Below are 13,223 nucleotides of genomic sequence, written 5' to 3'. Positions count from 1 at the left end.
CTCTTGGTAAGCATGTGCTCCTTCGAAGAGAACACTAAAGCAACAACAAACTCGATCTGTCCCATCGTCGAGGGGAGAGAGAGTTAAATGGTGCTCTTGATAAGTCTCTGTACTTTCGGCAAGAACACTACGGCATCAGCACACTCGATCGGTCCCCTCTCCTGGGGGAGAGGGTTAGGGTGAGGGCGAGGGGGCAACACCGATCTAGCTATAAAAACTCTGCGCCAGCGATCCCAACAGCAACTGCCAACCATCTACCAGTACAAACAACATCAGCTTGAACGGTAGCGAGATGGTCGCGGGTGGCACCATCATCATCCCCAGCGCCATCAGCACGCTGGCTACCACCAGGTCGATGATCAGAAACGGAATAAACACGGTAAAACCAATCTGGAAGGCGGTTTTCAGCTCACTGGTGACATAGGCGGGCAACAGAATACGCATCGGGACGGCCTCTGGGCCTTCCAACGCGGGCAGGTTAGCCAGCCTGGCGTATAGGGCTAGATCGCTTTCCCGCGTCTGGCGCAGCATAAACTCGCGCAGCGGTTGCGAACCTTTGTCGATCGCTACCTCCATGCTGATCTTGTCCTGGCTGAACGGCAGGTAGGCATCCTGGTACACCTTGTCGAACACCGGTGACATGATGAAAAAGGTCAAGAACAGCGCCAGCCCCAGCATCACCTGATTGGGCGGTGCCGACGGAGTGCCGAGGGCGTTACGCAGCAGCCCCAGCACGATGATGATGCGGGTGAAGCTGGTCATCATCAGCAGCATCGCTGGCAGGAAGCTGAGTGAGGTGATCAGTACCAGCGTTTGCACCGGCAGCGTCCAACTTTGGCCGCCGTTGGCCGTAGGTTGGCTAATCAGCCCCGGCAACTGTGCCAAAGCCGCAGGGCTGAGCAGTAGCAGGCCAGCGGCCAGCAGCGGGCCAAAAGCCCGGCGGTAGGAGAAGGGATTCATGCCGATTTATCCGGGCGTTTTAATACGTTTTGCATCAACTGGCGGAAATCTGCCGGTGATTTATGGTCGGTTGCTTCCTGTGCCGGTGGTGCGGGCAGGGTGTGCAACGGGGTGATCTGCTGAGCCGTAACGCCCAGCACCAGCCAGGTGTTATCCACTTCAACCACCACCACGCGTTCGCGTTGGCCAACCTGACAGCTGGCACGCAGGTTGAGCAATTTTTGATTGCCACGGGCCTGCGGGGCAAAACCCAGCCGGCGAAACAGCCAGCCAGCGAGCAGGATCAGCAGCAAAATAGCGCCGAGCGCGCTGCTGACCTGCATCAATACCGAACCGGTGGGCAGCGCCGAACCGGCGGGCTGCTGGGTGCTTTGCGTCTGCACGCTGGCGTTGGGGTTCATCAGCGGCTCAGGCGGCGCATGCGCTCGGAAGGCGTGATGATATCGGTGATGCGTACGCCGAACTTGTCGCCGACCACCACCACTTCGCCCTGAGCAATCAGATAGCCGTTGATCAGGATATCCAATGGCTCACCGGCCAGACCATCCAACGCCACCACCGAGCCTTGCGACAGGCGCAGCAGTTCTTTGATAGTCATCTTGGTGCGGCCCAGCTCCACGGTCAGCTTGACCGGAATATCCAGGATCAGATCGATATCTTGCAGGCTACCCAACGCATCCTGAGCTTCCAGCGACTTGAATACGCCTTCGGTAGAGGCGGATTTTTCGGTCGCCTGTTGCTCGTTAAACGCATCAGCCCACAGATCGTCTACGGAGTCCTTCTCTTCGCCAGACGGTTGTTTAGGATCACTCATTGGGCCGTTCCTCACTCAGGGCATTCAAAATAGGGTTAATCAAATGTTCAACACGCAGGGCGTACTGCCCGTTCAAGGTGCCGTATTGGCTGGTCAAGACCGGTACGCCGTCGACATGGGCGATCAGGCGTTCCGGTTTATCGATCGGTAACACGTCGCCCGGCTGGAGTTTCAGCACTTTCGACAGGCGCATCGGGATATCGACAAAGTTGGCTATCAGTTCAAGTTCGGAGTGCTGAACCTGTTTCACCAGCGTTTCTCGCCACTGGCTGTCTTCCTGGCGGGAGTTCTCCACCGGTGGGTTAGTCAGCAACTCGCGCAATGGCTCGATCATGGCGAATGGAATACAGATATTGAACTCACCGCTCAGCGCCCCGATCTCCACCTGGAACGGCGTGGTTACCACGATATCGTTGGGAGAGGTGGTGATATTGGTGAACTTGACCTGCATTTCGGCACGTACGTATTCCACATCGATCTTGTAGATGGCGCTCCAGGCATCGCCGTAGGCGTCCAGCGCCAAGCGCAGCATGCGTTTGATCACCCGCTGTTCGGTTGGTGTAAATTCCCGGCCTTCCACCTTGGTAGGAAAACGGCCATCGCCACCGAACAGGTTATCCACGGCGATAAACACCAGGCTGGGGGCAAACACAAACAGCGCCGTGCCGCGCAATGGGTTCAGGTGGACCAGGTTCAGGTTGGTCGGCACCGGCAGGTTGCGGGCAAACTCATGGTATGGCTGGATCTTGATCGCCCCGACGGTAATGTCCGGGCTACGGCGCAACAGGTTAAACAGCCCCATGCGAAACTGACGGGCAAAACGCTCGTTAATGATCTCCAGCGCTTGCAGGCGCTCACGCACCACGCGGCGTTGGGTTGTGGGATCGTAAGGTTTGACCTCGTTTTCATGACCGATGACGGCGGCGGGTTCATCCCCCGCGCTGTCGCCATTGAGCAGTGCGTCGATCTCGGCCTGTGAAAGAATATTGTCGCCCATGGTTAATTACCGCAGTATGAAGGCAGTGAACAGCACATCGCTGACCACTTGCTTCGGTTGTCCCGTAACCAGCGGTGGGCTGAGCACGTCTTTTATCTGTGCCACCAGTTGCTGTTTCCCTTGCTCGTTGGCCAGTTGGCTTGCTTCCTGTCGTGAAAGCAGCATTAGCAGACGGCTACGCACTTCCGGCAGAAAATCGTTCAGCCGGCGGCGTGTTTCTTCATCTGGCAGGCGCAGCGTCAGGCCGATATACAGCACGCGGTCCAGATTGTTATCCGGCGTCACCAGATTGACGGTAAAGGTATCCAGTGGCATAAACACCGGTGCCGGAGGTGGCTGTTTTTTTTCCTCGGCGGCGGGTTGACCGTTCTTATGCTGCTGCATCAACCACCAGCTATAGCCTGCGGCACCACATGCGCCCAAGGCGATCAGTACCAGCAGGATCACCAGTATTGGACGTTTTTTTGTTGCTGCTGTTGGAAGGGGGTTCTGAGACATTACTAAGCCAAATCCTGTTCTCTGCGTGCGGATAGGCAGCACGCAATACATGTAAAGCTATTATCCCGCTTATTCCGGGCTGCAATAGCCAGAATAGGCGGGGAAAAGCGTGCCAGCTTGGGCGTTTGCACGCCGTCAGGCGAAAATATCAACGCCGTCGACCGAACGGGCCATCGCCTGCAGCGCCGCTGGGGCGCTCAGGGCTTCAACACCGGTTTCGGCGCTGCCGTGTTGTTCACGGTAAGAAGGCTGCCCGCCTTGGTGAGAGGCCTGCTGCTGTGACTGTTGCGGCTGCGGCAGTGACTCACCGCCAACGCTGCTCTGGCCAAGGTTGATGCCACTTTCCGCCAGCGCATGGCGTAGTTGGGGCAGCGCGGCTTCCACCGCCGCACGAACCTGGCCGTGTGCCGAGGCGATATGCAACTGGGCCTGGTTATCGTCGAGCTTCAGCGTGATTTGCAAGGCACCCAGTTCCTGCGGATGCAGGCGTAACTCGGCGCTCTGCTGGCCGTTACGGTGGAACATCAGCACCTGCTGACTCAGCGCCTGCTGCCATTCCGGGCTGCCGAGTTGAGCGTTCAACTGTGGCGTTGCCGGTGCGCTCACCGTCGCGCTGACGGGTTGGCTGGCGGTCACCGGGCTGGAAACTGGCGCAGGGGCCGCGTGCTGTGGCGTTGCAGTAGATTGCGCCGATTCAGCCGCCAGTTTCAGTGGGGTGGTGCCGCTATCCTGATTGTCATCGGCCTGAGAAGACAGTACCGCCGCCGCGTCAGTTTTGGCGGCCAAGGCGGATTTATCGTCTGCGTTCGGCTGCGATTTTGACGCTGGCAGACCGGTAGTGGATATCGCGGGTTTTTCGCTCAGGGTGGCTAACAGTGATGCAGCTCCTGTCAGCGGCGCTTCGTCCCCGTTTGGCTCAGCGGCGGTTGCAACCCCATTCCCTGGTAACGACTGCACTACGTTGGCAGGCAGCATGGCAAACAGGGCCTGCAAGCTGGCCGTATCCAAAGTATCGACAGGGTGCAACGGCTGTTCGTCATCGCGCTTGGTTAACCGGGTTTGGCTATCGTCTGCCGTATCCAGTTCCTGCGGAGCGGCAAGCAACCGGCCACGATCGCTAAACGAGGTCAGCAGTTGGTTAAGCTGTTGGCGGCTGAGGGTCGAGATTTGTGGATCTTCGGCCAGTAGCTGGGCCACGTTCGGCTTGCCTTTCAGTTGACCTTCGGGCGTGAAGCGCTCGCCGAGCAGTTGAGCAAAGCTGGCAGACAGTCCGGCATCATCCAACGACAGCGCGGTAAGGCCAGTCTCCGTGCCGTCAGCGGTCGCTGGCAAGCCAGAGAGAACGTTGAGATTCATGGGTTTAGATTCCTTTGTGAACTGCGTTGAGCGAACTCATCCATCAGTTTTTGGTCACGCTTGTTTTCCAGTATCAGTTCGGCGCTGAGGGCACGGGTGTTGAGCGTTTCAAAAGCGTTCAGCCGCTGCTGTTTGTCCTGCCACTGTTTGACCGCCCGTTCTACCTTCTCGCTCCACTGCAGCAACTGCTGGCGGTGCTGGCTGATGGCCTGCTCGAGCGTGCCGATAAACTGCTGGTAGTTTTGCCAACTGGCGGAACCCATGCCGCTAGACAGAGTGTTGTTCAGCTTTTGCCGATACTCATCCTGGTAGTTGAGCAGCATGGCAAGCTGTTGCTCCGCCGCCTGTTGCGCCTGACGTGCCTGGCCGAGGTGCTGTGCGGCCTGTTCTACGGCATCCTGCGCCAGATCGCGCAGGATAATCAGCGGTGATTGTGGTTTCATGGTGCTCAGGCTCCGTGGTTAAACAATCAGTTGCTGTAACTGCTGGCAGGCATCGTCGTAGCCGCTGCGCTCGAAGATGCCCTGTTGCAGATAGGCTTCCATCTGCGGATACAGCGTCATGGCCTTGTCCAGCAGCGGATCGCTGCCTGCGGCGTAGGCTCCTACACTGATCAGATCGCGGTTACGTTGGTAACTGGCCAGCATCTGTTTGAAGTTACGTACCCGCCGGTAATGCTCCTCGTCGATCAGCGAGGTCATGGCACGGCTGATCGAAGCTTCAATATCGATGGCGGGGTAGTGGCCCGCCTCCGCCAAGCGCCGGGAAAGAACCACATGGCCATCAAGGATGGCACGTGCCGAATCGGCAATCGGGTCTTGCTGGTCATCGCCCTCGGTCAACACGGTATAAAACGCGGTGATGGAACCGCCGCCAGTGATGCCGTTACCGGCACGCTCTACCAACGCAGGCAGTTTGGCGAATACCGAAGGTGGATAGCCTTTGGTAGCCGGCGGTTCCCCGATCGCCAAGGCGATTTCTCGTTGCGCCATGGCGTAACGGGTCAGGGAATCCATAATCAGCAGCACGTGTTGGCCACGATCGCGGAAATCCTCAGCTATACGGGTGGCATAGGCGGCGCCTTGCATGCGTAGCAGCGGCGAAACGTCTGCCGGTGCTGCGATCACCACCGAACGGGCTCGCCCCTCGGTGCCGAGGATGTTTTCGATAAAGTCTTTCACTTCGCGGCCACGTTCGCCGATCAACCCAACCACGATAACGTCGGCCTGGGTGTAACGCGCCATCATGCCGAGCAGCACGCTTTTACCCACGCCAGAACCGGCGAACAGGCCCATGCGCTGGCCGCGACCCACGGTGAGCAGCCCGTTGATGGTGCGCACGCCCACGTCGAGTACCTGTTCGATCGGGGTGCGCTGTAACGGGTTGAACGGGGCGGTGATCAGCGGCGCGCGGTAGCCGGTATCTGGTGCTGGCAGACCATCGAGCGGTTTGGCAGCGCCGTCGAGCACCCGGCCAAGCAATGCCGGACCAAGGGGTAACTGTTTGCTGGCGCTTTGCCCTTCAGGAGAGACGCGAGCATAGACCCGAGCGCCGGGCACGATGCCGTCGACTTCTTCCAGCGGCATCAGGAACAGCCGTTGGCCGTTAAAACCAACCACCTCGCTTTCTACCTCCTGCACCACACCGCTGTCATGGCGTTCGATCAGGCAGGTAGCCCCCAGCGGTAACTGCAAACCGGTGGCTTCCAGCACTAGCCCGGTGGCTCGGGTCAGGCGGCCATAGCGGCGCACCGCGGGCGCACGGGCAATGCGTTTTTCCAGACTGTCCAGCGAGTTCAGCCAGCGGCCGAGACGAACGGTCATCACAGCTCTCCCGGTGCGGCCAGACGGCACAGCTCATGCCAGCGGGTGGCCAGGCTGGCATCCAGATCGCCTTCTTCTGCGCTGACCTTACAGCCGCCTGGGTGTAACTGTCCGTCGGCCAGCAGCCGCCAGCCGTGCAGGCTGAGGGTGACACCAAGCTGCTGCTCCACCCGTTCGTAATCATCCGGGTGTACGCGCAGCTGAGGTTTACCGCTGAACATCGGTTCTTGCTGGATCAACTGTTGGATCTGGCCGAGCAGGGCGGTGCCGTCGCACACCGGCGCTTGGCCGATCACCTGTTTGGCCGCCGTCAGGGCCAACTGCATCAAGCGTGAGGCAATCACGCTGTCGAGCGCGTCCAGCGTGTGCTGGAACTCGGTGACCAACTGCTGCCAATGTTCCGTGATCGGTTGCTGCTGCTGTTGGCCTGCCAGAATGCCTTGCTGACGGCCTTCCTCCAGCCCGGCCTGGAAACCGGCGTCATAGCCTTTCTGCTGGCCCTCGGCAAAGCCTTGTTGCTGGCCTTGCTGTTGGGCCTGCAGACGCAGCATCTCCAGCCGTTGCTGTTCGTTGATGCTGTCATCCTGCGGGATGATGATCACCTCAGGTGGGGCTTCGGGTTCCAGCACCGGTTTGGGATCCGCCAGGTCGTTAAGCGACCAGGGCTGCCAGGGCAGGGTGTTGAGGCGATCAGACATAGGTGTCCTCGCCACCGCCGATGATCATTTCGCCGGTTTCTGCCAGGCGACGTACCACCAACAGGATGGCCTTCTGTTCGTTCTCCACCTGAGACATACGCACCGGGCCACGGTTGGCCAGGTCATCGCGCAGGATATCGGCGGCACGTTGCGACATGTTCTTGAGGAACTTCTCGCGCAGCGGTTGTTCGGCCCCTTTCAAGGCGATCAACAGCGATTCGCTTTCCACGTCCTGCAACAGGCGCTGGATGCTGCGATCGTCCACTTCCACCAGGTTTTCGAACAGGAACATTTCGTCGATGATCTTCTGCGCCAGCTCGCCGTCGTAGTCGCGCATGGCACCGATAACCGCCTCTTCCTGCTGGGTTTTCATCAGGTTGATAATCTCGGCGGCGGTACGGACGCCACCCATTTTGCTGCGCTTGAGGTTCTGGCCGTCCAGCAGGTTGTTCAGCACTTCGGTCAGCTCTGCCAGGGCGTCTGGCTGTACACCGCCGAAGGTGGCGATACGCAGCATCACGTCGTTGCGTAGGCGCTCCTCGAACTGGGCCAGGATATCCGCCGCCTGGCCGCGCTTGAGGTGAACCAGGATGGTGGCAATGATCTGCGGGTGTTCGTCGCGGATCAGATCGGCCGCGCTCTGCGGTTCCATAAAGTTGAGCGTTTCCATGCCGGAGGTGTCTTCGCGTGATTCGAGAATATCCTCCAGCAGGCTGCTGGCACGTTCTTCACCCAAGGCTTTAACCAGCACCGAGCGCAGGTAGTCGCTGGCATTGACGCTCAGCGCGGCATACTGTTCGGCATCGTCTTCAAACTCGCGGAGGACTTCCCCCAGCTGTTTGTGGGACACCTGACGCATGCTGGCCATGGTGCCACTCAACTGCTGCACTTCCCGTGACGAGAGGTGTTTGAAGACTTCGGCGGCGCGATCTTCACCCAGCGTCATCAGCAGGATGGCGCTCTTTTCGGTACCTGTCAGGCTCATAGTTCGTTACTCATCCATTGACGGATCACCAGGGCGACCACGCGTGGATCTTTATCGGCCAGTTCGCGGATCCGCTGGCCCTGGACTTCAGCATTGACGCGCTGCTGTGATTTCTTATGCAGCGCCTGCTCTTCATGACTTGGTTTGTTGGCCTCCGCCGGGCGGCTAGCTGGCGCCTTGGCAGCGGTGATCGCGGCCTGTTGTGCGAGCTGACGGCTTTGCAGCTGTGGGCGAACCAGCTTGCGCCACAGGATCCAGGCCACCAGCAGCACCAGCAAATAGCGGCCTGCGTTGAACAACTGATCGATAAACGACTGTGACTGCCAGAAAGGCAACTCGCCGCCGGTCTGCTCTACATCGTTGAACTGGGTGTTGACCACGTTAAGCGTATCGCCACGGCTGCTGGAGTAACCCATCGCTTCACGGACCAGCGATTCCACCTGGGCCAACTGTTCTTTGCTCATCGGCAGCGGTTTGCCGTCCTTATCGGTGCCCAGGGTGTTGAGCACCACGGCGACCGACAGGCGTTCCACCGCCCCAGCCTTGTGCTGGGTATGACGAATGGTGCGATCCACCTCATAGTTGGTGGTTTCATCACGGCGACTGTTTTGCGCTACGTTACCGCTAGCCCCGGTACGGGTGCTGTTATTGGCATTGTTTGCCGTGGCGGGAGTATTAGTATTGCCCGCAGCCGTAGTTTTTGGTGTTTCTATCGGTGCAGTCGGTGCTGCACTCGGCTGGTTGGAAAGGGCACCCGGTACGCCGCCGATCGGTTGCCCGCCGTTCTGTTCACTCTGGCTGAACTGTCTGGAGCGTATCGCGGATTTATCCGGCTGCTGGTTGGGCTGGTACTGTTCGTCGGTTTGCTCGCGGGTGGAGAAATCGATTTGTGCCGTTACCTGTGCACGCACGTTCGCGCTGCCGACAATCGGTGCCAGAATGGCTTCAATACGGCGCTGATAGCGGTTCTCAACCTCATTGGCGTACTTCAGCTGTGCGGCATTGAGATCGCGCCCGGTGCCGTCGGATTGGGTCAGCAGGCGGCCAGCCTGATCGACCACTGTGACGTTGCCCGGCGGCAAACCGGCCACGCTGCTGGACACCATATACACCACGGCATTGATCTGGCCATCGTCCAAGGTGCGGCCAGGTTGCAGCGTTAGCGTTACGGAAGCTGAAGGATTCTTTTGTTCGCGCACAAACAGCGAAGGCTTAGGCAACGCCAGATGTACACGGGCATTCTGTACCGGCCCCAGGGATTCGATAGTGCGTGACAGTTCGCCTTCCAGCGCGCGCTGGTAGTTGATCTGCTCGCTGAACTGGCTGATGCCGAATTTTTCCTGATCCAGCAGTTCAAAGCCGACGGCTCCTCCCTTAGGCAGCCCCTGTTGCGCCAGACGCAGGCGGGTTTCATGCACCTTCTCCGCCGGGATCATCAACGCAGAGCCGTTCTCGGTAAAGCGATAGGGGATGTTCATCTGCGTGAGTTGCGTGACGATAGCGCCGCCGTCGCGATCGTTGAGATTGCTGTACAGCACGCGGTAATCCGGGCTTTTGGCCCATAGCGTCAGCGCAACCACGATGGCGATCGTCGCCGAGGCTGCGATCAGCAGTGGAATTTTAGGGTTGGCACGCAGGCGATTCCATAGGGCCAGCAGGCCGTTATCACGGCTTTCACCATTCATGCTGGTACCCACTCTGGTGGGTTCGAGGTATGGCTAGCGTTGTTGTGTGATGACAAAACAGACTCCCTGAATACTCAGTTCTTTACGGCCTAACAAAAGCGCCCCCATTTTTGGGCATGCCATTATTTGCTCTAGGGGCAAATTTTGATGGCCCGATAAACCGGTGTTTTTGCAGTTAATTAGCCGCTTTAACCGGAAAACACTGTGGTAGGGTGTTCAGCATCGGGATCATGCAGGCGAATGAAGGCGCGGTTTTCCCGCCGTCTTTCAGGCCACCGCTTGAAATCCATAGGGTATGAATGAAGTGACGAGGTCATGATGGCAATTCAGGGTATTGAAGGAGTGGTGCAGCAGTTGCAAGCCACGGCAGTTCAGGCCGGAGCGCTGCGACAAAACGATCCGGTGCAGGGAGCAAGCTTTGCCAATGAGTTAAAGGCGGCTCTCGGTAAGATCAGCGAGACTCAACAAACTGCGCGCCAGCAAGCACAGAATTTTGAATTGGGTGTGCCGGGTATCAGTTTGAACGACGTGATGGTCGATCTGCAGAAGTCTTCGGTGTCTTTGCAACTGGGAGTGCAGGTGCGTAATAAACTGGTTGCGGCTTATCAAGACGTGATGAATATGGCGGTGTAGCGGTAAATAAAGGGTGGCTTTAGCGCAAGCTCTGTATTGGCGTAAGCCTCCCTAATGTGATTCTCAGTGGTTTTCGACCCATTTGCCTAATCAATAAATCATGGCAAGCCGGTGTCTTGAGCGTCGACGGTGTTTTTTATGGGCAACACCAATCTTTTTACTATCAATAACTTTGGCGTGTTTCTTAAAGGAAAAAAGGCATAAAACAGTCAGCGATGCTACCAAATACTCCATTATCTTATCCTCCTTGAAATTGGTTAATTAAGCTAATATTTGTAGTTATTGTCCTAAATGTCAATTAACCGGGATATAAATTAGATATATCCTTACAGCATCAAGGAACTATCTCATATTTTTGAGTGGAGTCGTTCTCTGTCACTTTTAGCCCACGCAAAAAGTATAGGCCGACGGTGAGGCAATTGAGTCTCATTCAAGTACTGGCAGAAAACCGCGAACTGTGTAACTTAAAGAAATACCTCTGTTTTATTGAAAGACCTAATTCCTAATGTACGGTGGTTGTTATTTTTTTGATCGTACTTTGGAGTCTGCTGATGCTGTTGTGGATAAGATGAACGATGCACAGCTTTGGCAAGGATGTTATTTCTTCTACGGAAATAATCGCGCTAATAGTATTTACTCAGGAAAGGTGATGAGCACTAAAAGTGAAGTGAGATGGCGTTTTTTCAGCATCGTTATGTTAATTGTGTTGGCCGCATTAATCTATGTGTTAGTTAAGTTCAACTGATGTACGGGCCACTCTGGGTGGCCTTCGTCACATCCTCAGCCTGCCGTTGTTAAAATCTGCACTTATTCCTCTACCGTATTTAGCCATGGATATGCCGTGGGCTGCGCGGCGGTGGGCTGCATAATTCGCTGGTGCCCACGGATGGCGGTAGGCGCGAAGCCGAATCGTTTACGGAAGCGTTCGGCAAAACGGGAAGAGCTCTCATAGCTTACATATTGTGCAATGGCGGAAATCGGCCAGTCTGTGGCCTGCAATAACAGCAGCGCACGACTCATACGTACGTCGATCATCAAGCTGCGCAAGGCGCTATTCTCCGCCGACAGTTTACGCCGCAGCACCACCTCGCTCATCATCAGATTCTCAGCCACTTCGGCGGCGGTCCAAATCCGTTGCGGATCGCTTGCCAGCAAGCGGCGCACCTGCTGGGTCAGATTATTGGCTTCCTGGTGAGTGAATCGGATCCCCAGGTGTGCCAGCCACAGTAGGATTTCGCACATCTTATGGCGGATAATCATCTGGGGAAAACGATCGTGCAGCGTCAGTGCCAGCGCCGCGGTTTCAAAACTGTGCAAAAACGGGCAGGGCAGCTTCGTCAGCGTAGTGACGCCGGTGAAAGGGAGCGGCGGCGGCGCGATAGGCGAATTAGCTAGCGTATCAAACAGCAAGGGATCGCAAATCAGCAGCTGGCAGCTGAATATTCCGCTGTCTGAAAGGCTATTAATCACATCGGCGGTTAGCCCACCTTCTATGATCAACAGCTCCCCAGCGCGAGCTACCACCTCCCGCTGCTGCCACTGTATACGTGTTTGCCCTTGCTGGATCAAAAACAGATGCGTCTGCTCAAAATAGAGCGACGGAAGTCGCAGTTCAGTATGCTGAATGATGTGTGCTGAAGCACCGATCCCAGGACAAAAATTAATTAAGCGTTCCATCAATATTCATTTCATCGTTATTATCTACGAATATCTTTACGCTTTGCTGGGGGCTGGAGCAACATTTTTTCGCCTGTTGCCGATCACAACTCGGTAATTTACTTGTCAAGAATCAGTTTCCTGTTGAACAGAAAACGTCCGTGTCGGGATAAGTGTTATCCATTAAATCGGCAATAGTGCCAGCGGTTTGCATTTTCATGCATTACCTGCCATACGAATTATTCAAATCTCATGCGTTTATATTATGGTGCAACGGGATAATAATAGTGTTTTATCCTATTAATTACTTAGGACAGGCGGTTAAACATAAGATTTATCTTGATTGCGGCTCACCAAGCAGCAAAGCGCGGTCATGGAATTGACCGTAGGTGCTGTTGACCGCGCTCTGGCGGGTAGACTGCCCGATCAAAACCGTTAATTCGTCCATGCGTAGCTGCATCAGTCGCTTCACTTCGGTTTCGTTGTTGAGGATTTGCTGCAATTTACTGCGTAAAATATCCTGCAAGGTCGAAGACGGCTCAGGGAAACCCGCCAGTTGGGCGGTTTTTTCTACCGCCTGGACGTAGGTGATCTCCATTTCAATCAGCGCATCCCACTGGCCAGCCTGCGCCAGGGTGATCATCTGCTCGCTCAGGGTATGGATCTGTTGATAGGCCGATAGCAGTTGTTGGTGGTGTTCCATTATACGCCGTCCTGAACGGGTTGATAATTTGGGCCAATTTGGCGCCAGGCGTCGGCAATGTTCTCCAGCAGCCCGCTGACCTCGTCAAGGGCCGTCACATCATTGTGCAGGTTGGCCTGCATCAGACGGCGTTTCATATAGTCATATAAGGCGGCGAGATTATCGGCGATCTCCCCCCCCTGTTCATGATTGAGGCCATTTTTTAGCCCGTTATCAATGATATTAATCGCTTTTGAGATCGCCAGCCCCTTGCCGGCGATATTCCCCTGATTCATCAGGATGCGTGCACGAAGCAGGGCGCTGAGCGCCCCGTCGAATAGCATCACGATGAGCTGGTGCGGGCTGGCACCCATCACGCCACTTTCTACACTAACCTGGGCGTAAGCCTGGGTTCCGCTGCGGTTGTACATGCTAT

General features: G+C 56.5%; 15 protein-coding genes. 1 reads left to right on the top strand and 14 read right to left on the bottom strand.

What is annotated here, in order from left to right; genetic code table 11:
* Nucleotides 1–204 precede the first annotated feature (204 nt).
* The 11 genes from fliP to fliF all read right to left on the bottom strand — a co-directional run bounded on the left by fliP (nt 205) and on the right by fliF (nt 9,816).
* On the bottom strand, nt 205–960 hold the full coding sequence (fliP, locus tag ACMV5I_RS21775) for a flagellar type III secretion system pore protein FliP (RefSeq protein WP_059201113.1): 756 nt from the start codon (nt 958–960) through the stop codon (nt 205–207).
* Complete coding sequence (gene fliO, locus ACMV5I_RS21770; RefSeq protein WP_024486400.1) at nt 957–1,361, bottom strand: flagellar biosynthetic protein FliO; 405 nt, start codon at nt 1,359–1,361, stop codon at nt 957–959. The genes fliP and fliO overlap by 4 nt, the downstream gene beginning before the upstream one ends.
* Nucleotides 1,361–1,774 carry a flagellar motor switch protein FliN gene (fliN, locus tag ACMV5I_RS21765; protein ID WP_021180953.1) on the bottom strand — a complete coding sequence of 138 codons (414 nt, stop codon included), beginning with the start codon at nt 1,772–1,774 and terminating at the stop codon, nt 1,361–1,363. The genes fliO and fliN overlap by 1 nt, the downstream gene beginning before the upstream one ends.
* Nucleotides 1,767–2,771 carry a flagellar motor switch protein FliM gene (fliM, locus tag ACMV5I_RS21760; protein ID WP_121607164.1) on the bottom strand — a complete coding sequence of 335 codons (1,005 nt, stop codon included), beginning with the start codon at nt 2,769–2,771 and terminating at the stop codon, nt 1,767–1,769. Before fliM ends, fliN begins: the two co-directional genes overlap by 8 nt.
* Before the next feature lie 6 nt (nt 2,772–2,777).
* The gene (gene fliL / locus ACMV5I_RS21755; RefSeq protein WP_202809912.1) at nt 2,778–3,269 is read right to left on the bottom strand and encodes a flagellar basal body-associated protein FliL; all 492 of its coding nucleotides are present in this window, start codon (nt 3,267–3,269) and stop codon (nt 2,778–2,780) included.
* Nucleotides 3,270–3,404: 135 nt separating this feature from the next.
* The gene (locus ACMV5I_RS21750) at nt 3,405–4,625 is read right to left on the bottom strand and encodes a flagellar hook-length control protein FliK (protein WP_414825242.1); all 1,221 of its coding nucleotides are present in this window, start codon (nt 4,623–4,625) and stop codon (nt 3,405–3,407) included.
* Entirely contained in the window at nt 4,622–5,068 is a 447-nt protein-coding gene (gene fliJ / locus ACMV5I_RS21745) for a flagellar export protein FliJ (protein ID WP_024486398.1), read from the bottom strand. Before fliJ ends, ACMV5I_RS21750 begins: the two co-directional genes overlap by 4 nt.
* A gap of 18 nt (nt 5,069–5,086) precedes the next feature.
* Nucleotides 5,087–6,448, bottom strand: a complete 1,362-nt coding sequence (fliI, locus tag ACMV5I_RS21740; RefSeq protein ID WP_196061878.1) for a flagellar protein export ATPase FliI — start codon at nt 6,446–6,448, stop codon at nt 5,087–5,089.
* Nucleotides 6,448–7,146, bottom strand: a complete 699-nt coding sequence (gene fliH / locus ACMV5I_RS21735; protein ID WP_174334305.1) for a flagellar assembly protein FliH — start codon at nt 7,144–7,146, stop codon at nt 6,448–6,450. The genes fliI and fliH overlap by 1 nt, the downstream gene beginning before the upstream one ends.
* Nucleotides 7,139–8,131 carry a flagellar motor switch protein FliG gene (fliG, locus tag ACMV5I_RS21730; protein ID WP_021180960.1) on the bottom strand — a complete coding sequence of 331 codons (993 nt, stop codon included), beginning with the start codon at nt 8,129–8,131 and terminating at the stop codon, nt 7,139–7,141. The genes fliH and fliG overlap by 8 nt, the downstream gene beginning before the upstream one ends.
* Complete coding sequence (gene fliF, locus ACMV5I_RS21725) at nt 8,128–9,816, bottom strand: flagellar basal-body MS-ring/collar protein FliF (protein WP_414825241.1); 1,689 nt, start codon at nt 9,814–9,816, stop codon at nt 8,128–8,130. Before fliF ends, fliG begins: the two co-directional genes overlap by 4 nt.
* Before the next feature lie 318 nt (nt 9,817–10,134).
* Between fliF and fliE the strand changes: the two genes are divergently transcribed.
* Complete coding sequence (fliE, locus tag ACMV5I_RS21720; protein ID WP_046808515.1) at nt 10,135–10,449, top strand: flagellar hook-basal body complex protein FliE; 315 nt, start codon at nt 10,135–10,137, stop codon at nt 10,447–10,449.
* Between the two features lie 807 nt (nt 10,450–11,256).
* Here the strand turns inward: fliE and ACMV5I_RS21715 are convergent.
* From ACMV5I_RS21715 to fliS, 3 genes are all read right to left on the bottom strand, one after another.
* Nucleotides 11,257–12,126: a helix-turn-helix transcriptional regulator gene (locus ACMV5I_RS21715; protein ID WP_414825240.1), complete on the bottom strand. Its 870-nt coding sequence runs from the start codon at nt 12,124–12,126 to the stop codon at nt 11,257–11,259.
* A gap of 313 nt (nt 12,127–12,439) precedes the next feature.
* Entirely contained in the window at nt 12,440–12,808 is a 369-nt protein-coding gene (fliT, locus tag ACMV5I_RS21710) for a flagella biosynthesis regulatory protein FliT (RefSeq protein ID WP_202728445.1), read from the bottom strand.
* A complete protein-coding gene (fliS, locus tag ACMV5I_RS21705) occupies nt 12,808–13,218 on the bottom strand; it encodes a flagellar export chaperone FliS (RefSeq protein WP_414825239.1) in 411 nt (136 codons plus the stop codon). Before fliS ends, fliT begins: the two co-directional genes overlap by 1 nt.
* Nucleotides 13,219–13,223 lie beyond the last annotated feature (5 nt).

The organism is Serratia sp. T13T92 (assembly GCF_047530105.1).
Classification (GTDB): domain Bacteria; phylum Pseudomonadota; class Gammaproteobacteria; order Enterobacterales; family Enterobacteriaceae; genus Chania; species Chania fonticola.
Note: the sequence above shows the minus strand (reverse complement) of the source record. Positions and strands in the feature narration are given on the sequence as shown.